This is a genomic window from Bradyrhizobium sp. ORS 111 (assembly GCF_045571485.1).
Classification (GTDB): domain Bacteria; phylum Pseudomonadota; class Alphaproteobacteria; order Rhizobiales; family Xanthobacteraceae; genus Bradyrhizobium.
Genome location: NZ_CP120701.1, coordinates 6543748 through 6562794 on the forward strand (window position 1 = coordinate 6543748; position 19047 = coordinate 6562794).

General features: G+C 64.4%; 17 protein-coding genes and 2 tRNA genes. 10 read left to right on the forward strand and 9 right to left on the reverse strand.

Annotation, left to right across the window (positions count from 1 at the left end):
* Positions 1-60: 60 nt before the first annotated feature.
* From P6U30_RS30045 to P6U30_RS30055, 3 genes are all read right to left on the reverse strand, one after another.
* Complete coding sequence (locus P6U30_RS30045; protein ID WP_407166406.1) at positions 61-495, reverse strand: hypothetical protein; 435 nt, start codon at positions 493-495, stop codon at positions 61-63.
* Positions 496-952: 457 nt separating this feature from the next.
* The gene (locus tag P6U30_RS30050) at positions 953-2848 is read right to left on the reverse strand and encodes a molybdopterin biosynthesis protein (RefSeq protein ID WP_407170570.1); all 1896 of its coding nucleotides are present in this window, start codon (positions 2846-2848) and stop codon (positions 953-955) included.
* A gap of 120 nt (positions 2849-2968) precedes the next feature.
* The gene (locus P6U30_RS30055) at positions 2969-4081 is read right to left on the reverse strand and encodes a molybdopterin-binding protein (RefSeq protein ID WP_407166407.1); all 1113 of its coding nucleotides are present in this window, start codon (positions 4079-4081) and stop codon (positions 2969-2971) included.
* A 206-nt stretch (positions 4082-4287) separates the two neighbouring features.
* Between P6U30_RS30055 and P6U30_RS30060 the strand changes: the two genes are divergently transcribed.
* Complete coding sequence (locus P6U30_RS30060; protein WP_407166408.1) at positions 4288-5478, forward strand: ABC transporter substrate-binding protein; 1191 nt, start codon at positions 4288-4290, stop codon at positions 5476-5478.
* 73 nt (positions 5479-5551) lie between these two features.
* Here P6U30_RS30060 and P6U30_RS30065 read toward each other — a convergent pair whose 3' ends face one another.
* Positions 5552-6520: a TAXI family TRAP transporter solute-binding subunit gene (locus tag P6U30_RS30065; protein ID WP_407166409.1), complete on the reverse strand. Its 969-nt coding sequence runs from the start codon at positions 6518-6520 to the stop codon at positions 5552-5554.
* A 123-nt stretch (positions 6521-6643) separates the two neighbouring features.
* Here P6U30_RS30065 and P6U30_RS30070 point away from each other — a divergent pair, with 123 nt between their 5' ends.
* Positions 6644-7612 carry a Bug family tripartite tricarboxylate transporter substrate binding protein gene (locus P6U30_RS30070; RefSeq protein WP_407166410.1) on the forward strand — a complete coding sequence of 323 codons (969 nt, stop codon included), beginning with the start codon at positions 6644-6646 and terminating at the stop codon, positions 7610-7612.
* Between the two features lie 168 nt (positions 7613-7780).
* Positions 7781-7856: transfer RNA gene (locus P6U30_RS30075), tRNA-Ile, on the forward strand.
* A 14-nt stretch (positions 7857-7870) separates the two neighbouring features.
* Here the strand turns inward: P6U30_RS30075 and P6U30_RS30080 are convergent.
* Positions 7871-9118, reverse strand: coding sequence for a site-specific integrase (locus tag P6U30_RS30080; protein WP_280976145.1), 1248 nt, complete (start codon positions 9116-9118; stop codon positions 7871-7873).
* 980 nt (positions 9119-10098) lie between these two features.
* Between P6U30_RS30080 and P6U30_RS30085 the strand changes: the two genes are divergently transcribed.
* The gene (locus tag P6U30_RS30085) at positions 10099-11364 is read left to right on the forward strand and encodes a hypothetical protein (RefSeq protein ID WP_280976143.1); all 1266 of its coding nucleotides are present in this window, start codon (positions 10099-10101) and stop codon (positions 11362-11364) included.
* Positions 11365-11617: 253 nt separating this feature from the next.
* On the opposite strand, the gene P6U30_RS30090 is transcribed toward P6U30_RS30085, so the two are convergent.
* A tRNA-Pro gene (locus P6U30_RS30090) sits at positions 11618-11694 on the reverse strand.
* Between the two features lie 69 nt (positions 11695-11763).
* On the opposite strand from P6U30_RS30090, the gene P6U30_RS30095 reads away from it, so the two are divergent.
* The 4 genes from P6U30_RS30095 (at position 11764) to P6U30_RS30110 (ending at position 15470) form a co-directional block, all read left to right on the forward strand.
* The gene (locus P6U30_RS30095) at positions 11764-12756 is read left to right on the forward strand and encodes an L-threonylcarbamoyladenylate synthase (RefSeq protein ID WP_407166411.1); all 993 of its coding nucleotides are present in this window, start codon (positions 11764-11766) and stop codon (positions 12754-12756) included.
* Between the two features lie 110 nt (positions 12757-12866).
* Positions 12867-14294, forward strand: a complete 1428-nt coding sequence (locus tag P6U30_RS30100) for an FAD-binding oxidoreductase (protein ID WP_407166412.1) — start codon at positions 12867-12869, stop codon at positions 14292-14294.
* 14 nt (positions 14295-14308) lie between these two features.
* Positions 14309-14746, forward strand: a complete 438-nt coding sequence (locus P6U30_RS30105) for a GNAT family acetyltransferase (protein ID WP_407166413.1) — start codon at positions 14309-14311, stop codon at positions 14744-14746.
* A 142-nt stretch (positions 14747-14888) separates the two neighbouring features.
* Positions 14889-15470: an NUDIX domain-containing protein gene (locus tag P6U30_RS30110; protein WP_407166414.1), complete on the forward strand. Its 582-nt coding sequence runs from the start codon at positions 14889-14891 to the stop codon at positions 15468-15470.
* A gap of 75 nt (positions 15471-15545) precedes the next feature.
* On the opposite strand, the gene P6U30_RS30115 is transcribed toward P6U30_RS30110, so the two are convergent.
* The gene (locus P6U30_RS30115; protein ID WP_407166415.1) at positions 15546-15986 is read right to left on the reverse strand and encodes a hypothetical protein; all 441 of its coding nucleotides are present in this window, start codon (positions 15984-15986) and stop codon (positions 15546-15548) included.
* 197 nt (positions 15987-16183) lie between these two features.
* On the reverse strand, positions 16184-16657 hold the full coding sequence (locus P6U30_RS30120) for a hypothetical protein (RefSeq protein ID WP_407166416.1): 474 nt from the start codon (positions 16655-16657) through the stop codon (positions 16184-16186).
* A gap of 119 nt (positions 16658-16776) precedes the next feature.
* Here P6U30_RS30120 and P6U30_RS30125 point away from each other — a divergent pair, with 119 nt between their 5' ends.
* On the forward strand, positions 16777-17544 hold the full coding sequence (locus P6U30_RS30125) for an SDR family NAD(P)-dependent oxidoreductase (protein ID WP_407166417.1): 768 nt from the start codon (positions 16777-16779) through the stop codon (positions 17542-17544).
* Between the two features lie 176 nt (positions 17545-17720).
* Entirely contained in the window at positions 17721-17987 is a 267-nt protein-coding gene (locus tag P6U30_RS30130) for a helix-turn-helix domain-containing protein (protein ID WP_407166418.1), read from the forward strand.
* A gap of 4 nt (positions 17988-17991) precedes the next feature.
* On the opposite strand, the gene P6U30_RS30135 is transcribed toward P6U30_RS30130, so the two are convergent.
* Positions 17992-18972 (reverse strand): GNAT family N-acetyltransferase, encoded by a 981-nt coding sequence (locus tag P6U30_RS30135; RefSeq protein ID WP_407166419.1) that lies wholly within the window; start codon positions 18970-18972, stop codon positions 17992-17994.
* Positions 18973-19047: the final 75 nt, after the last annotated feature.

Consider the following 19047-nt stretch of genomic DNA (forward strand, 5'->3'; position numbering starts at 1 on the left):
TTCCATGGATTCGTCGCAGCGGGAAGTTCACATATGCCTCGCGTGCCTTCGATCGCGCCTTCACAAGCGGACCATGATACCTACTTGGTGCTGAACGATTTCGGCAGACTTGGCCGCGCCTGGTGCGAAGCGGATGAAGAGGGCACCGATCGCAAAACCCTGATCCGGCGTCTGATGGACGACCAGTACAGCCACCCGGTCCGCATTGTGGCCTTCAACACCGCCGAAGGATGGTCTCGCGATGTCACCAAGGATATTGCCGACGAGCTCCGGCGCTGCATCGCGGAGTACGATGAAGTGCCACGCTCCGTGCAGGAATTCGTTGAGGCAGCCCTTCGGTGCTGAGCCGAGCACGGCCGATGTCGGTGACAATCGACGTCGCGCCTGAACACCGGCCAGTTCATCGCGGCAGCGAGGCACGCGCTCCGCTTCTTTACCCAGGGTGCGACAACTCGACACGACGGGCAACTCAGCACCCATGGGTGCGATCGGCACCCGGCTTTCCCTGCGCCCTCTAGAAAGAAGAGGGGGACGAAATGCAAAGCCCGGACAATTCATGTCGCGAGAACGTGAATTTTTGCTCAAATGTCAGACACCGTCATTGCGAGCGAAGCGAAGCAATCCATGGTCCCGCATGTGCGGAGCGATGGATTGCTTCGTCGCTTGCGCTCCTCGCAATGACGGCATGAGACATCGAGCGAGAACTATCCCCATCGTCGTCCCGGCCGAGTGCGCAATTGCGCACGGGGGCCGGGACCCATTACCCCAAATCTTCATGGTTGCACGAGGCTGGGTCACCATCGCGCGTATCAGCAACCTCGGTGGTTATGGGTCCCGGCCTGCGCCGGGACGACGGCTGACTTGTTGCGCAACATGCCCACCGCTCACGCGGCCAGCGGAGTCGTCCACGCATCGTACGCCGGAGATCCTGCTGTTGCGGCGGAATGTCGGGCTAGGCCGGCCTGAACCCTGCCTCGGTCAATGCGGCACGGCTTTCATCGGACGCCAGCGCGTCGAGGAACGCCCGCACCGCCGGCCGCGTTTTGCGCGCCGTCGCCAGCGCAAAATCATAATGCTCTTCGGCGAGCGGAATGAAACCGAGTCCGGACGCATGGGCGACCGGCGCGATGGTCATGCCCCAGTCGGCGCGATGCTGCGCCACGGCGGCCGCGACCGCATTGTGCGAGCGCGGCTGATTCCAATAGCCGTCGGGCCTGCTGCCACCGAGCAGCCGGTCGATCAGAATGCGGGTGCCGGCGCCCTGATTGCGGTTGACCATGATGCAGGCGGGATCGGCGAGCGCGGCGCGCACCGCATCCTGCGCGCTCAATCTGGCAAAGCGCGTGTCGTCCTTGCGGAACACGATGCCCTGCATGCGCCGCCACCCCGGCACGAGCTCGAGGCCGGCGGCGAGATACGGCGTGTTGTAGGTTTCGGTCTTGTCGTCGAACAGATGGATCGGCGCGAGATCGCACTCGCCGCGCTTGGCGGCCGCCAGCCCGCCGAGGCTGCCCACTGCGATCGACCGCACAGTCAGGCCGGCACGCGCGAGCGGCGCAGTGATGAGATCGAGCCCGATGCAATGGCTGCCCACGATCACGAGATCAGGCACCCGCACATGCGGCGTGAACAGCGTCACCTCGGCCTCACTGCCCGCCGTCATCTGATCGGCCAGCGCGTCGATCTTCAGGAAGCCATCGGCCTGCGCGAACGACGTGATCGCGCCAGAGCCCTTGCCGCTGGGATAGGCGATCAGGCCATCGGCGCCTTCGACCAGCGAGACCATCACGAACTCGGTGCGCCCAAGCTCGGACGCGATCCGCACCGGCACCTTGGCCATCACCTTGGCATCCGAGCGCGGCGGCAGACCGGCCATCCGCCGCAGCACCGGCACGATCATGTCATGGAAGGTGAACATCGCCGAGGTGGGGAAGCCCGGCAGGATGACCACTGGCTTGCCGTCACAGACCGCGAGGCAGAGCGGCTTGCCGGGCTTCAGCGCCACACCATGCGCGATGATGCCGGGCTTGCCGAGCCGGCTGATGATCCGATGCGAGACGTCGCCTGAGCCCTTGGATGTGCCGCCCGACAGCACCAGCATGTCGCTCTCTGCCAGCGACCGGCGCATCGCGGCTTCGAGCTCGGCCTCGTCGTCCGCGATTGCGCCAAGGAAACGTGCCTCGCCGCCATTCTCGGCAATTGCCGCCGTGACGATGGCGCCGTTGGTGTCGTAGATCGCGGCCGGCCGCAGCTTCTCACCCGGCTGCACCAGTTCGTCGCCGGTCGAGAGGATCACGACCCGGGGCCGCCGTGCCACCTGAACCTCCGCGATGCCGCAGGCCGCGAGCATGCCGATCTCGCGCGAGCCGATAATAGTGCCGGCGCGCAGCAGCGCCTCGCCGCGCGCAATGTCGGAGCCGGCATAGGAGACGAATTGTCCCGGCGACGCCGCACGGCGAACCTCGATCGCGCGATGGCCGGCGGGCTGGGTGTGCTCCACCATCACGATGGCGTCGGCGCCGCGCGGCACTGGCCCGCCGGTCGCGATTGCCGTCGCGGTGCCCGACAGCACCGGCCGCATCGGCGCCGTGCCACAGGCGATGACCTCGTCGTTCAGCACCAGGCGGACCGGTGCTGCTTCGCCGGCGCTCGCGAGATCGGCCGAGCGCACGGCGAAGCCGTCGACATTGGAGCGATCGAACGGCGGCACGTCGATCGGCGCGACCACGTCCTCCGCCAGCGCGCAACCGAGCGCATCGGCGAGCGGCCGCGTCTCGCTCGGCACCGACCGCGGAAACAGCGCAGCCTCGAAGCGCGCGAGCGCGTCCTCGCGCGAGAGGATGGTCAGGAACTGGTCCTGATCGAGGCGGGAGCCATCGTCATTCCGGGATGGTGCGCCAGCACCGGACCCGGGATGATGATGCTGCTTGCTGTCGCTCGACACGGGCATCTCGCTTATCTCGGGAACTCACTCTCGCAACATATAGGCATCGACGGAGGTGCCCGCAGCAAAGCCCTCGGCGGCGCCCGGCACGATCAGCACGGCCTCGGCGCGCGCGATCGCCTCGAGCGACAGTTCCCCGATGGCGAGCGTCATCCAGGTGTCCTGCTGCCGCGCAAGCAACACGACCTCCGCGATGCCGACGCTCGAGGCGATCTTGCGCGCCAGCGGCAGCGCGAGCATCTCGCGCGGACGTCGTCCCGACAGATGATCGAGCACGGGAACCCCAACTGCCCACCACGCCGCGAAGGCCTGATCGGGTGCGCCCGGCAAGGCGATGACCGGCGTCGCATCGATCCGCGCGACCGCCGTGGTACGGCCGGGCTGCAAGGCGATGCCATACGCGATCACTTCGGCGCGCGCGGCAAGCGCGGTCACCGTCGCATCGCTGCGGCCGACGCCGCTGCCGCCGATCGTGATCAGCAGATCGCAACCATCCGCATCGAGTGCGCTTGCGATCGCCGCCGCATCACGGCCCGTTGCGTCGACGCAGACGACATCGGCGCCCGCGCTGCGCGCCACTTCCGCGATGAACGGCGCGGTCACCATGCCGCCAGGACTATTGACGATGCGAAGCTGCGGCCGTCGTACGCGCAACCTCTCCAGTCCGGCGGTTCGCGCAAGCAAGAGGTCACGCGGCCGCACGGGCCGCCCTGCTTCCATCAGCGTCCGCCCGTCGGCGAGATCGCCGCCGGCGCGCCGGACGCCCTGCCCCGGGATCGCTTCGGCAAGCACCTGCGCAAGCGGACCGGAGATGTCAACGGCGTCGGCGTCGACCACGCAATCGGTGGCACCGGGCATAGCCTGGCCGGCCTCGACCCAGACCGGGGCCGCGGCCAGCGGCAAGGGCGCATAGGACGACGCGCCGACCAGATCATTGGCGCGCATTGCCCAGCCGTCATGGACCGCGACGTCGCGCGACGGATGCGCGCGCAGTGGCGGCATCTCGGCGGCGACACAGCGCAAGGCATCGGCGAGCGGCAACGCGGTCGGCTCGACCGGCGTGATGTCGCGCAACAATGCGGCGAGCGCTACGTCAAGCGGAGTGAGCGAAGGCGGCAAGCGTTGGGCTGTGACCATGGCCCGCTATGGACTGAATCGACGCCGAAGGAAACCGCCTTGGGCCGGTCCGGCGCCCGCCATTAGACCGAAGGCGCGTTGACGCAGACCCTAAAATGGTTGCAAAAGAAACCAATATGGCCACACGGCAAAGCCGCGGCACAAAGAATAACGGGCCAATGCGCCAATTCAGGGAGGGAGACAGGATGATCGCCAGAAGACTATCCATGTTCGGGACGCTCGCAGCCGCGTTGGTGGCCTCCTCGGCCGCGATGGCGCAGATTTCCGACGACGTGGTCAAGATCGGTGTGCTCACCGACATGAACGGCCCGGCCTCGACCCCGACCGGACAAGGCTCCGTCACCGCCGCGCAGATGGCGGTCGACGATTTCGGCGGCAAGGTGCTGGGCAAGCCGATCTCCGTGATCGTCGGCGACCATCAGCTTAAGCCCGACATTGGCGCGACCATCGCCCGGCGCTGGTACGACGTCGATCAGGTCGACCTCATCGTCGACGTTCCGGTGTCGGCGGTCGGGCTCGCGGTGCAGAACATCGCCAACGAGAAGAAGAAGCTGTTCATCACGCATTCGACCGGCGCGACCGATTTCCACGGCAAGTTCTGCTCGCCCTACGCGATCCAATGGGTGTTCGACACCCGGGCGCTCGCGGTCGGCACCGCCAAAGAAGTGGTGAAGCGCGGCGGCGATAGCTGGTTCTTCATCACCGACGACTACGCGTTCGGCCACTCGCTGGAGAAGGACGCGTCCGCTGTGGTGACCAAGAACGGCGGCAAGGTGCTGGGCGCGGTGCGGCCGCCCTTTGCGACGCCCGATCTGTCGTCTTTCATCCTGCAGGCGCAGGCATCGAAAGCGAAGATCATCGGCATTGCCGGCGGGCCGCCGAACAACACCAACGAGATTAAGACCGCCGGCGAGTTCGGCGTGTTCGCCGGCGGGCAGCAGATGGCCGCGCTGCTGGCCCTGATCACCGACGTCCACTCGATCGGCCTCTCGGCCGCGCAGGGGCTGTTGCTGACCACCTCGTTCTACTGGGACATGGACGACAAGACCCGGGAATGGTCGAAGCGCTATTTCGCCAAGATGAACCGGATGCCAACGATGTGGCAGGCCGGAGTCTATTCCTCGGTCATGCACTATCTCAACGCCATCAAGGAGGCGGGCACCGACGATCCGCTGAAGGTCGCAGCCAAGATGCGCGAGAAGCCGATCGAGGATTTCTTCGCGCGCAACGGCAAGCTGCGCGAGGACAATCTGATGGTTCATGACCTCTGGCTGGTGCAGGTCAAGACGCCCAAGGAATCGCAATATCCGTGGGACTATTACAAGATCCTGACGAAGATCTCGGGCGAGGACGCGTTCGGCCCGCCGGACCCGGCCTGCCCGCTGGTGAAGAACTGAGATCAGCGAATGGCGAATGGGGGGTAGCGAATAGATGTCACCATTTGCTATTCGCAACTCGCCATTCGCCGCACTACCGCACCACCCCGATCTCACGGAAGTATCTGAGCACACCGGGGTGGATCAGGTTGATGTCGGGCGCGGCGGCGACCGTGTTCGCCGCGGTGGTTTCGCAGGCCTGCGCGAGCTTCTTGCAGAAGGTCGCCTCGGCGCCGTGCAGCGTCTTCGCGAGCCGATAGGCGACATCGTCGGGCAGGCTTTCGCGCGCGAGGATGTAGCTCCAGGACCCGACCGAGGCGATCGCTTCGGTCTGCTTCGGATAGCTGCCCGCTGGGACCGTCAACGGCTTCAGGAAGGCGTGCTTGGCGCGGATGCGCGCGATCTCGTCTGCGCTTGGCGCGATGAAGCGGGCGCCGCTCGGGCTCTCGGCCATTTTGGTGAAGCCGGGCCAGCCGATGCCAGCGCCCCACAGCGCGGCGGCGCGGCCGTCCTCCACCATCGCCGGGCCGTCGCCGGCGCGATCGAGGTAGATCGACTTGAAGTCCTCGTCCTGCTTCAGCCCGATGCCGTCGAGGACGTAGCGCGACAGGATCGGCAGGCCGGAGCCCCTGGCGCCGAACGCGACGGGCTGGCCGACCAGATCCTGGATCGTCTTGTAGGGGCTGTCGGCGCGAACCACGAACATGCCGGGGCTCGAGTACATCGCGGTGAGGATCTTCAGCTTCGTCGCCGCCGGCCGCCCGATTCCCATGAAGGCCTCATAGGACGGCTCGCCCGCAACGGTTGCAATATCGATCGTGCCGGCCTCGAGCAGCGGGATGTTCTCGTTGGACCCCTTGGTGTTGCGCGGCTCGATCGACAGTGTCGGGTCGGCGGCGTTGATGACCTCGGCGAAGGCGTTGCCATAGAGCGGAAAGCCGCCGCCCGGCGTCGCCGTGCCGAGATGGATCGTGGTCTTCGACATGGCCCTATCCCGCTCTTGCGCGCCCGCGCCACTCGCGAGCAACAATGCGCCGGCGCAAATCATAACAGCGAATTTCATGTCAGGCCTCAAGCAGCATGCGATGCAGGGCAGGCAATCGTCGCACGGCCGACGTCGGTAGGCAAAGCCGGCGTTTTGTGAAACCATGGCGGCAATGCTCACAAGAAAATGACGGCAGAAACAATGATCCGCTTCGTCCGCGCGACGCTACTCGGCCTGGTCTGCTGCCTTGCCTCTGTCGTCCCCTCCTCCGCCTCCGACTATCCGAACCGCCCGGTGCGCTGGCTGATCGGCTTTGCCGCCGGCGGCCCGGTCGACATCGTCGCCCGCATCATGGGCCAGTGGCTGTCGGATCATTTCGGCCAGCAATTCATCGTCGAGAACCGCACCGGCTCGGGCGGCAACATCGCCGCCGCTGCCGCGATCAACTCGCCGGCCGACGGCTACACGCTGCTGTTCGTCGCACCCAACAATGCGATCTCGACCTCGCTCTACAAGAAGCTGCCCTTCGATTTCCTGCGTGACACCACGCCGGTCGCGAGCATCATGCAGCTTACCAACATGCTGGTGGTCTCGAACGCGATGCCGGTCAAAACCGTTCAGGAGTTCATCGACTACTGCAAGGCCAATCCCGGCAAGATCTCCTATGCCTCCTCGGGCAACGGCACCTCGGTGCACATGTCGGCCGAATTGTTCAAGGCAATGACCAAGTGCGACATGCTGCACGTGCCGTATCGCGGCTCGGCGATCGCCTTCCCCGACATCATCTCCAACAAGGTGCAGTTGATCTTCGACAATCTTCCGTCGGCGCTGGAGCAGGCCCGCGGCGGCAACGTGCGGGCGCTTGGCGTCACTTCGCCGCAGCGCTGGCCGTCCGTGCCCGACGTGCCCGCGATCGCCGAGACGGTGCCGGGCTTCGAGGCCGTCGGCTTCTACGGCATCTCGGCGCCGAAGGGCACGCCGCCGGAGATTGTCGAGACGCTCAACAAGGCGGTCGGCGAAGCCTTGAAGGACCCGAAGCTCGTGGCCCGCCTCGCCGAGGTCGGTGGCATCCCGAAGCAGATGACGCCGGCCGAATTCGGCAAGCTGGTGGCGGACGAGACCGAGAAATGGCGCAAGGTGGTCGAGTTCGCGGGAGTCTCGGTGGATTGAGGCGTCGGCGACCGCGAAAAACCGGCGTCTGGCCTCTGTTCCAGCAGGCCGCCGATCAGGAGATCGCAGAGCGATCGGCGGCTCTGGGCGGCATTGCCGAATGCCCAGGCACCCTGTAAACGGAGCCCGCACCGTTGCCGGCCGCGCCAAAGCGGCCCGCAGGCGGCGGGGCCTGTAGCTCAATGGTTAGAGCCGGCCGCTCATAACGGTCTGGTTGCAGGTTCGAGTCCTGCCGGGCCCACCAATGAAATCAACTCCTTATTGGATCTTGTTTGGCCGAAGCGGGATAACCGCACCAGAAACCGCACCAGATACGTGCGCATTTCGTTCGCTGTGCTCATGCATGGCGATCTTCTCGACGGCGTCGGAGAGATAATCTGGGTGATGATGACCGTAGGTGTTCAGCAGGACGTCAAGTGACATTCCGAGATAGCCAGCTGCCTGCCACGGATCTGCGCCCCTCTGCATCAGCCAAGTCGCCGCCGTGTGTCGCAAGGTATGAGGAGATATTCCGGGACCAAGCCCCGCAAGCTTGACGGCGCTCTTGAATGCGGTTTTGACCGAGGCCACCGGCCTGCCGTTGAACTCAACGAAGTGCCTTGCGTCTGGATCAATGCGGTGCCAACGCCGCAAGTGGGTGAGCAAGCGCGAGGGGATCGGGACCGTCGGTTGCCGCTTGTTGGTTTTCGCGCTGCCCTGCTTCTGACGGTAGTAGCGTCCGCGCTCCAGGTCGACATAAGAACGACCGACCGCTGGGATTGGTGATGCCGCGGCTATGGCTCCAGCCCGCGTCCCGCTGTAGATGCCCAAGAGTATGAAGCGAGCAAGATGTCGCAGCGGACGCTTGCGCGTCGGGGCCTTCACATCCTCCATCGGTCGGCGCGAATTCTTTTGCCGTTCGCGATAGCGCCAGCAAGTCCAAATCAGCTTGGCCGCGTCGCTGCGTGTCAACCACTTGTCGCGCGGCTCACCCTTCTCCGGCAACGAGACCTTGACGATTTCCCTGTGGTATCCTTCGGCTGCATGGTGACCAACAGCGGCACGCAGATCCTCAAGATCTCGGCGCGCGCCGCCCTTTCTGCGGCATTTCTTGTATGAGCGGCATGCCTCTCCGTTTACTTCGCCAAGCATTTTTGCGCCCCACCACTCGTTCAATCGCTCGATGCGCTTCTTGAACTTGCGGATAGCGGGAATGGAATCTTCGTTTTCGCCATCGACGTTAAAGCGATCGCGAAGCTTTTCAAGCTGCGCATCTAAGTAAATCGACAGAACATCCGCGACCGGAATATCGTCGATGTGCCGTATTCGTCGCTCCGGCGTGTACTTAGACGCTAAGTATTCCTCTAATTTCCTTTCCGCAGCCGCAATCTCATCTGCAGCGCAGCCTGTGCCGACATCCCGGCCGTTGTCTCTGATAATCCAGGTCGCTTGGTGGGTGATCTTTCCGCTTTTGTCTCGGCGGGCGGCCTTGAGCTGGAGCCTGGCGCCCTTGCTTCGTCGCGGCATAGCTCTCGCATCCGTTCAATGTGAGCCAGAGTGGTAAATTCCTTGCCGGCAATCTTCTCAACTAGCAGTCGGTTACGATCGCGCTCACGTCGCAGGCCGGCGACCGTCATTCCGCCCATAGGGAATGCGATCTTCACGGCATCAGCAAGGCGAAGCGGGGTATCTGGCGTAATTTCCGATTGCGTTCGATCTCTCATCGACGCCTGCGCGGTTCTTCAGCGGCAAAGCCGCACTTGTTGAATTATGGTCCTCCCAATCCTGCGAAGGAAGCCGACGTTCCCCATTATCGCACAGTGCCGTGTAACCTCGTACAATTGGCCAGATAGCTTCAAGACCACCGTCCGGGGAGTTGGCGCTTGGACACCCGAGCGGGTAGCCACGGCTTCGCGCGCTTCGGTGACACGACTGAGAAACGTTTTGTACGTTTCGGACGTTGCCATCGAGATTTCCCCATACATTTCGAAGTTACCGTCGTCGACCCTGATCGATGATTGCGCAAGATAAGCAATCTGCTGCGGCACGATCGAACATCGACACCGGTCGTGTCGTGCGTCTTGAGGACGCCCGCCGCTAATTTATGCCGCGAACGCGTCGATCCCTTATCAAATTGTCCGATTTGCACCTCGCAGCCGCCAATTGCCGCACTAGCCGAGGGAAAGGCTTCCCGAAACGCAGAATTCACATACACCTTGAACTAACGGCGGAGCCGAAGGGCTCGCTAATCCATGAGCACCCTGTCCAAGCATGCCGAAGCATAAAGTCGACAAGCTCGCCCGCGCAAAAGCGCGGCCCAATCCCGCCCAATGGGACGAGGACGAAGTGATGACGCTTGTGGAGGCTGTTGCCGTGTTCTTTCCACACGGACCGTTGACGTTATCGTCCTTGCGCAAGGCCACGGCTGTAGGGACTCTTGAAATCGCCAAAGTAGCAGGGAAGGATCTGACGACCCCTCGTGCCATCCGCAAAATGGTCAAACCATCATGCCGGGCCGCAAAGCCAAACCGCCGCGACTCTGGCTGCGAGAAGACGAAGGATGCTGGGTCATCCTCGATCAATCGGGCGGAAAGCGACGGCAGATCCGCACAGGCTGCTGCCGCGATGACACTGATGGAGCAGCGCAAGCGCTGGAAAAATACATCGGCTCGCGCCACACGTTCGCAATTGGGGCGACCGACCCTCGTATCCTCTCGATAGCGGATATCCTGACCTTTTATGAGACGTTGAAACGACCCCGGTCGCAGGACTCCCGGAAACTCGCAGACCATGAGCTATTGCTCATTCGCTTGCTCGATCTGAACGCATTTTTCGGTGCGAAGAAGATCTCAGAGCTTAAGGCGCAGCTCTGCCGGGACTTTGTCGACTGGTCGACCGGCGCTCCGAACCAGAACAATAGAGCGGCCGGTATTACACCGCGCGCCGGAACTGTCTCGGATCAAACGGCGCGGCGGCGGCTAGAAGATCTGCGTGCCGCGATTAACGCCTACCATGCCGAGCACACGCTTAGCATCGTGCCAAAGGTTACGTTGCCGCCAAAGGCAGACGGCCGGCAGCGTTGGCTAACGCGAAACGAGGCCGCTCGTCTATTCGGTGCAGCGATGGGCTACGTTTGGGATGTCGCGCGTGGTCACTGGAAGAGCACTCTGAACGGGCGCCTGATCCGCCGTGAGCGCTGGATCATCAATCGGCGTCGGCCGGCAGCACGCTTTATTCTCATCGGGCTGTACAGCGCCAGGCGAGAGGAGACGATCCGCCGGACACAATGGATGGCGACCACTACGCATCCATGGTTGAACCTCAATGCCATGATCTATCAGGGTCGAGGCAGCGACGAACAAGCCACCAAGAAGCGGCGTCCTCCAACAAAAATTGCCAATCGACTACGACCACATTTGGTGCGCTGGCGTTCTATCGACGCGCGGCGTTCGGCCAAACTGCGCGCGGCGGGGCTGATGAAGGATGGCGAGGAAATCCGCTTCGTCGTCAACCGCATGCATGACGGCCAGCCTCTCGCTGGAAAGATCCGCTCCGCCTGGGAGGGAATCCTTGAGGATGCAGGGCTTGGCGATGAAGTCGTGCGGCACTCGCTCCGACATACCGCGGCTACGTGGCAAATGCAGGCAGGTACCGATCTGTGGGAAGCCGCTGGATGGCTTGGTATGACCGTCGAGCAGCTCGAGCAAAACTACGGCCATCATCATCCGGACTTCCAAGAGGAAGCGGCAGAGGCTTTCGGGGGACGCCGCTAGCTCAACATTCGAGCTTCGACCTCAAGCGTCGACGCGCGCGTCGCGGGCCTCCCGCCACCGAATGCCGATTATCACGACTAAGAGTTCCCGGACGTCGCCCCCACACCTCAAGGGGCGAGGACCGCCACCCTGATGATACTGCCAGCACCAGAAAGAATGGCATCAAATGGCCGCGCAACGGTGTAAGATGACCCAATTCGTTGCGCATTTCGTTGCGCCATCAGACCGGCGAAACTATAAGCCATTGAAAGAATGGTCGGAGTGGCAGGATTCGAACCTGCGACCCCTGCGTCCCGAACGCAGTGCTCTACCGGGCTGAGCCACACTCCGACTAAGAGGCCCGGCTTATAGCGTCGGGTTTCAGGGACCGCAAGCTACCCAGTTGAGGATTTAGTCACAGTGGATACAGGCCTGAAAACGCTCGTTCTGCCCGCCGGTGCGGCCGCAACCGCGACGGCCGCGGGGGTGTTGGCCGAGGGCGGCCTGGTGGCCTTCCCGACCGAGACCGTCTACGGGCTTGGCGCCGATGCCGGCAATGCGGCTGCGATCGCGCGCCTTTACCAGGCCAAGGGCCGGCCGGCCTTCAATCCGCTGATCGCCCATGTCGCCGATCTGGCCGCCGCCCGGCGGATCGCCCTGTTCAATGGGCAGGCCTTGCGGCTTGCGGAAGCGTTCTGGCCGGGCCCGCTAACCCTGGTGCTGCCGCGGGCCCTGTCCTGCCCGGTGGCGGAGCTGGCTACCGCCGGCCTCGAAACTGTCGCGATTCGCGTCCCGGCCCACAAGATGGCGCGCGAGATCATCAAGACCTTCGGCGGTGCCGTGGTGGCGCCCTCCGCCAATCTCTCCGGCCATGTGTCGCCGACCACGGCCGAGCATGTGAACGGCGACCTCGCCGGCCGTATCGATCTGATCGTCGACGGCGGCCCGGTCGAGGTCGGGGTGGAATCGACCATCGTCGGCTGCTTCTCGGACCCGGTGCTGCTACGGCCTGGCGGCCTGCCGCGCGCCGAGATCGAGCGCGTGCTCGGCCTTCCCCTGCAATCGCCACCGCCGGGCGCGGAGGGCGAGGATGGCCAGCCAGTCGCGCCGGGCATGCTCGCCTCGCACTACGCGCCGCGTACGCCGGTCCGGCTCAACGCCAGCGACGTCCATGTCGGCGAAGCGCTGCTGGCGTTCGGGCCGACCAAGGTCGCGCGGGCCGCATACGCTTCCGTCGTGATGAACCTGTCCGAGCGCGGCGATCTCGCTGAGGCCGCCGCCAACCTTTTCGGTTACCTGCGCACGCTCGACAGAATAAACGCCGATGCCATCGCGGTGATGCCGATTCCGGATGATGGCCTCGGCGAAGCCATCAACGACCGGCTGCGCCGCGCGGCCGTCGGCCGGGCATGACCCGAACACGGAACCGCCGCTCGGACAGACCCACAATCATGGAGATCAGCGCGTGATGCGGCTGCCGCAATGGCATCATGCTCGATATCGGGAGTGAAAGACCAAGAACAATGAATATCGTCCAGCCTGCCATGCCCCCGCTTCCATCAGACCTGATCCAGAAATTCCGCGCCATCGTCGGCGAGAAATATGCGGTGACCGATGCCGCCGATATCGCGCCTTACCTCACCGAGGAGCGCAACCTGTTCCAGGGCCGCTCGCCGCTGGTGCTGCGCCCGGGCTCGACCGCCGAAGTCGCCGCGATCTGCAAGCTCGCGAGCGAGCACCGCATCGCGCTGGTGCCGCAGGGCGGCAACACGGGCCTGGTCGGCGGCCAGACGCCGCACAATGGCGAAGTGGTCGTCTCGATGCGCCGCATGGACCAGATCCGCGAGGTCGACACTGAATCCAACACCATGACCTGCGAAGCCGGCGTGGTGCTGCAGGTCGCCCAGCAGAAAGCCGGCGAGGTCGATCGGCTGTTTCCGCTTTCGCTCGGCGCGGAAGGCAGTTGCACCATCGGCGGCAATCTCTCGACCAATGCCGGCGGCACCACGGCGCTGGCCTATGGCGTTGCGCGCGAGATGGCGCTCGGAGTCGAGGTCGTGCTGGCGGACGGCCGTGTGCTGAACGCGCTGTCCAAGCTGAAAAAGGACAACACCGGCTACGACCTGCGCAACCTCTTCATCGGCGCAGAAGGTACGCTCGGCATCATCACCGCGGCGACGCTGAAGCTGTTTCCGAAGCCACGCGCGATCGAGACTGCGTTTGTCGGGTTGAAATCGCCGGCCGCGGCGCTCAAGCTGTTGTCGATCTCGCGCAACGAGGCCGCCGGCGCACTGACCAGTTTCGAACTGCTCGCCGACATCGCGGTGGAGTTCTCGATCCGCCATGGCATCGACATCCGCGATCCGCTTCAGACCAAGCATCCCTGGTACGTGCTGATGGAGCTGTCGTCGTCACGCGACGACGCCCGCGACACGCTGGAGGCCATCCTCACCAAGGGCATGGAAGACGGCATCGTCGACGACGCCGTGATCGCCGCCAATCTGAGCCAGCGCCAGGCGTTCTGGAAGCTGCGCGACGAGATGTCGGGCGCGCAGAAGCCCGAGGGCGGCTCGATCAAGCATGACGTCTCGGTGCCGGTCGCCGCGGTCCCCGCCTTCATCGAGGAGGCAAACGCGGCGGTGGTGAAGCTGATCCCGGGGTCGCGGCCGGTGCCGTTCGGCCATCTCGGCGACGGCAACATCCACTACAATGTCAGCCAGCCGGTCGGCGGCAATGCGGCCGATTTCCTGGCGCGCTGGCACGACGTCAACGCCGTGGTGTTCGAGATCGTGCTGCGCATGGGCGGCTCGATCTCGGCCGAGCACGGCATCGGCGTGCTCAAGCGCGACGAGCTTCCCGACGTGAAGGACAAGGTCGCGATCGAGCTGATGCGGTCCATCAAGACGATGCTCGATCCGCTCGGCATCATGAACCCGGGCAAAGTGCTGTGACCGCGACCGCATCATTGCCCGCTCTTACCATTGCTCTGATCACAGATCACGACGTCGCCGACGTCGTCGCGCTGTGGCAGGCTTGCGGCCTGACCCGGCCGTGGAACGATCCCACGGCCGACATCGCGCTGGCGCGGCGCGGGCCGAATTCGGCCGTGCTGGTTGGCCGCGACGGCGGCGCGCTCGTGGCAACCGTGATGGTCGGCCACGACGGTCATCGCGGCTGGGTCTATTACGTGGCGGTCGATCCCGGCCGGCAGGGCAACGGCCTTGGCCGCACCATCATGGCGGCGGCGGAAGACTGGCTGCGCGATGCCGGCGTGCCGAAGCTGCAACTGCTGGTCCGGCGCGAGAACGCCAAGGCGGGCGCATTCTACCAATCACTCGGCTTTGAGGAATCGACCTCGGTGATGTTCGCCAAATGGCTTGACGGCCGCGAAGCGACGACATGACGGAGTCAGATCGACAAATGAGATGGGCTCCTGCCGCGTCGATGGGTCACCTCTCCCCTTGTGGGAGAGGTCGGATCGCATCGCAAGATGCGACCCGGGTGAGGGGTCACGGCGCGGTGATGCCCTCGCGCGAGGTGTACCGATGAGCATTGCCGACCGCGTTCGCGTCAAGGACGTTCAGCTTCTCTCGAAGCGTCGCTACGAGCTGAAGAGCGCGACGCTCGACTACCGACGCGCCAATGGCGAGTGGCAGACTCAGGTGCGCGAGGTCTACGACCGCGGCAACGGCGCGGCGCTGCTGCCCTACAATCTCAAGACGCGCACCGTCGTGCTGGTGCGGCAATTCCGCTACCCTGCCTTCGCCAACGGCTATGACGACCTCTTGATCGAGGTCGCCGCCGGCATGCTCGACGACGCTGAGCCGGAGCTGCGCATCCGCGCCGAGGTGGAAGAAGAGACCGGCTACCGGCTCGTGCACGTGCGCAAGGTGTTCGAGGCCTTCACAAGCCCGGGCGCCGTGACCGAGAAGCTGCATTGCTTCGTCGCCGAATATGACGCCACGATGCGGATCGGCGATGGCGGTGGGCTCGCCGACGAGGGCGAGGACATCGAGGTGCTCGACCTGTCGATCGACGAGGCGCTCGCCATGATCAGCGACGGCCGCATTGTCGATGCCAAGACCATCATGCTGCTGCAATACGCAGCGCTGCATCTGTTCAGGTGAAATGCCGGATTGCCGGAGCAGCGTCATCCCGTTTGTGGCGGGACGACATCACACCCGACGAGCGACGGCGTTGCGTTATCGCATCGTGATCGCAAGACCGCTCAGATCGGCGTTCGCCATCAGGCCCACCTGCTGGCCGGTCAGCTCGAGCACCGCGCCCTTCTGGTTGGTGAGCACGATTGCGCGGGCGCCGCGGCCAAGCGCCAGCCCGGCGCCCGCCGCGCCGTAGACGCCGGCGACGTCGGAGGGACGGTTGATGTTGCTGACGCGGCCGCGCAGCACGGTCTTCGAGCCGCCGAACACCAGGCCGTAGTCGAGCCCGCCGGTGGAGAGCGGATAGCTGCGGCCGCGGAAGGTCAGCATGCCCGTGCCGCCGGAGCCGCCGATGAACCATCCGGCCTTGTATATGGTGAGCTGGATGAAGCCGCTGTCGGCATGCGCTGCGGAGGACAAGGCGGCGCCTGCGAACGCCGTCAGTGCGACCAGCGCGGCACGAAGGGCGGATGACAATCTCACTGTGCGGACTCCCCAAAGTTTGCTCACGTCGCGACGCGGATACGAATCACCACGCGCCAACTGTAGCAATCGCGTATGGCGGTGCAATTTGGGGGGCGGCCGCGCTTGCGCGCAAGCCGCGTTGAACCTGCTTCCGGGGTTGCAACACTCACGGCCGCGGCGCCCGCCCGTACGTTATCCGGCATGGCGATGCCGCGTCAGTGATGCTTGATCAGTGCGTCGCGGGCGGCGGCAAGTTCGAGGAACGCCGGGCCGTTGCCGCCGCCATCCGGATGCACCGTCTTCGCAGCGCGCTTGAAGGCCTGATGAATCTCCGTCGCGGCCAGGCGCCGGCCGAGCGGCAGGCCAAGCAATTGCCGGTATTGGTCTTCCTGCGTCAAAATCTTCGGCGCGAGGCCGCGCCGGCCGAACTGCGGCGCGGACAGCATGTGCAGCGCATCGCTGATGATGCCGAGGCGACGTCGCGCCATCTCCTTGGTGCGGCGATCGGCCGATCTCGCCGCGGCGTGGCGCAGCACGGGCAGCACCTGTGCGGCCGCCTGCCGCAGCGTCTCATCGATGTCGGTCGCGGCGATGTCGGCCACCATCCGGACCATCGCGGCGTAGTCGGGATCGGACGCCGCACAGAAGCGTTCGATCGCAAGTCTCCACTGTCTGATACGCGGGTCCATGTTCGGGTCCGTGCCGTCATCCGAATCTGGATGACAGCAACGCGCAAACACCGCTTGGCGTTTCGATTGGCGCAGTTTTGAATAGTGTTGTCGACAACGCACAACAAACGAGGAACGCCATGCCCCTACTCGACAATCACATCGCCGTCGTCACCGGCGCGGGCTCCGGCATCGGCCGCGCAATCGCCGTGGGCTACGGCCGCGAGGGCGCGCGCGTCGTGCTGCTCGACATCGATGGCGACGCGGCGGCGGAGGCGGCCAAGGAGATTCGCGGCGCCGGCGGCAAGGCCGACAGCTTCGCGCTCGACGTCACCAATCGCGACGCCTGCATCGCGATGGCACAGCAGGTGGCCGACAAGATCGGGCCGGTCTCCATCCTGGTGAACAATGCCGGCATCGCACGCCGCAACGGCATGCTCGGCACGAACGAGGCCGTGATCAAGGATTGGGAGGACATCATCTCGATCAACCTCAACGGCGTCTTCAACGTGACACACGCCTTCCTCGCGCCGCTGCGCAAGAACAGAGGACGCATCGTCAACATCGGCTCGATCCAATCCTTCGTGCATCTGCGCACGCCGAGCTCGCCCGCCTATACCGCCTCCAAGCATGGCGTACTCGGCCTCACCAAGGCACTTGCCGCCGAGCTCGGCAAGGATGGCGTGCGCGTCAATGCGATCGGCCCGGGATTCATCGAGACGCCGCTGAACGAGAAGGTGCGCGCCACCAATCCGGATCTGGTGAAGGTTTTCATGGATCACACGCCGCTCGGCCGCCCCGGCAAGCCGGACGACATTGTGGGACCCGCGATCTTCCTGGCCTCCGATATGTCGGCCTACGTCTCCGGGTCGATCGTGATGGTCGACGGCGGCTATCGCACGTTGTGACGACGGGAACCCAATCGTGGCGATTTCGAGGTATTTTCCATGACGCCGCAGACGCTTAGTGGGTATTAAGGAGTTGTTAACCAAACTGGCACACCGTGAAACTACGGGCTTTGGGGTAGTTCGATTCTCGATGTTTCCGCTTCATCGGTGAGGCGGGCGTTGATCGGGAGGTGTCAATGTCCTACGCGTCCACCCTGCCTGCGCCGGAAGCTATGCTGCTGCCGTCGCTGGCTCCAAATGAAATCGTGCCACTGCTGATCGGTGCGACCGTCGATGAGGTCGAACGGGAGCTCGTGCTGCAGACGCTGGCACGCTGTGACGGCAACCGCACCCGCGCTGCGCGCGTGCTCGGGCTGTCAGTCCGGACTTTGCGGAACAAGATCCGCGAATACTCCGCCGACGGCATCGAGGTGCCGCCGCATTCCGACAACGGGGCGGGATAGCGGCTCAGATCGGCAGATCGATCGCAAGACGCCGCCAACGCGACAGTAGCGGGCTGTCATCGCGGCCGAGATAGCTTGCGAGGCAGACCTCGGTCGCCGCGGTCCGTTGCAGCGTCCGCGTCACCAGCGCGGTCGCGTAGTCCCAGTACGCCCGGCGGCCGCGAGGGTTCTCTTCGATCAGCGATTTTGCGAGGATCTCGACGTAGATCGTCGTAACGGTCTTCTGCCAGAGGCGGCCCGCCTTCATCGCCGGGCGGAGCACGCCGTTCCGGGCATGCCACATCAGCCAGTAGTCCTCTTCCACGCCGGCCCAGGCCGATGATGGTAACGACGGGTCAAGGCACGGCGAGCGGCATGGCAGCGGCTGCCTCGTGCGCGCGTCACAGAAGAACGAATAACCAAGCTTGTGATACCAGCCCACCCGCAGGAATTTTCGGATCGCCGCCTGTTCATGGGCCTCTAGCAATCGTCCGCCCGAACGTTCGAGATCGGTGATGAGCGACTCCAGCCTGTCGCGATCGAATGGTTCGACTTCGAGCACCACGCCGATATTGCGCGGAAACAATTCGTCGAGCATGTCGACCATCTCGCGATAGAATGTTCGCGCCAGGCCACCGCCACGCCACGCCCTGTGCACGCCGACATGATTGCAGAAGATCAGGCGGCTTGCATGGTCGTAGGTGAAGAAGCCGAACCCGATCGCGCGCTCCGCAGCGCGCAGGATGAAGAAGCGTGAGTCGAGACGGTACGACATTCTTCGACCGCCAACCACGAAGCCTCGCCGCTCGCCGATATCATCTGACAACACCCAGCGCACGATATCGTCCGAATCGTCGCGCTCGCTCGCCGGAAACAGCTCTTCGTAGAGTTCGAGGACGCCGCTGTCGCGGAAGGTCGAGTCGTCGACGACATCGTGTCGCGTGACCACGATATCGAGCGCAGGTCCGCCTGCGGCTTCGCCGGGCATGTCGTTCAGAATTCGCAACGCGTCCTCCGCTGCCCGCACACCGAATTATGACTGTTGATCGCTTGCATCAGCATCGGCCGCCAGAATTGAAGC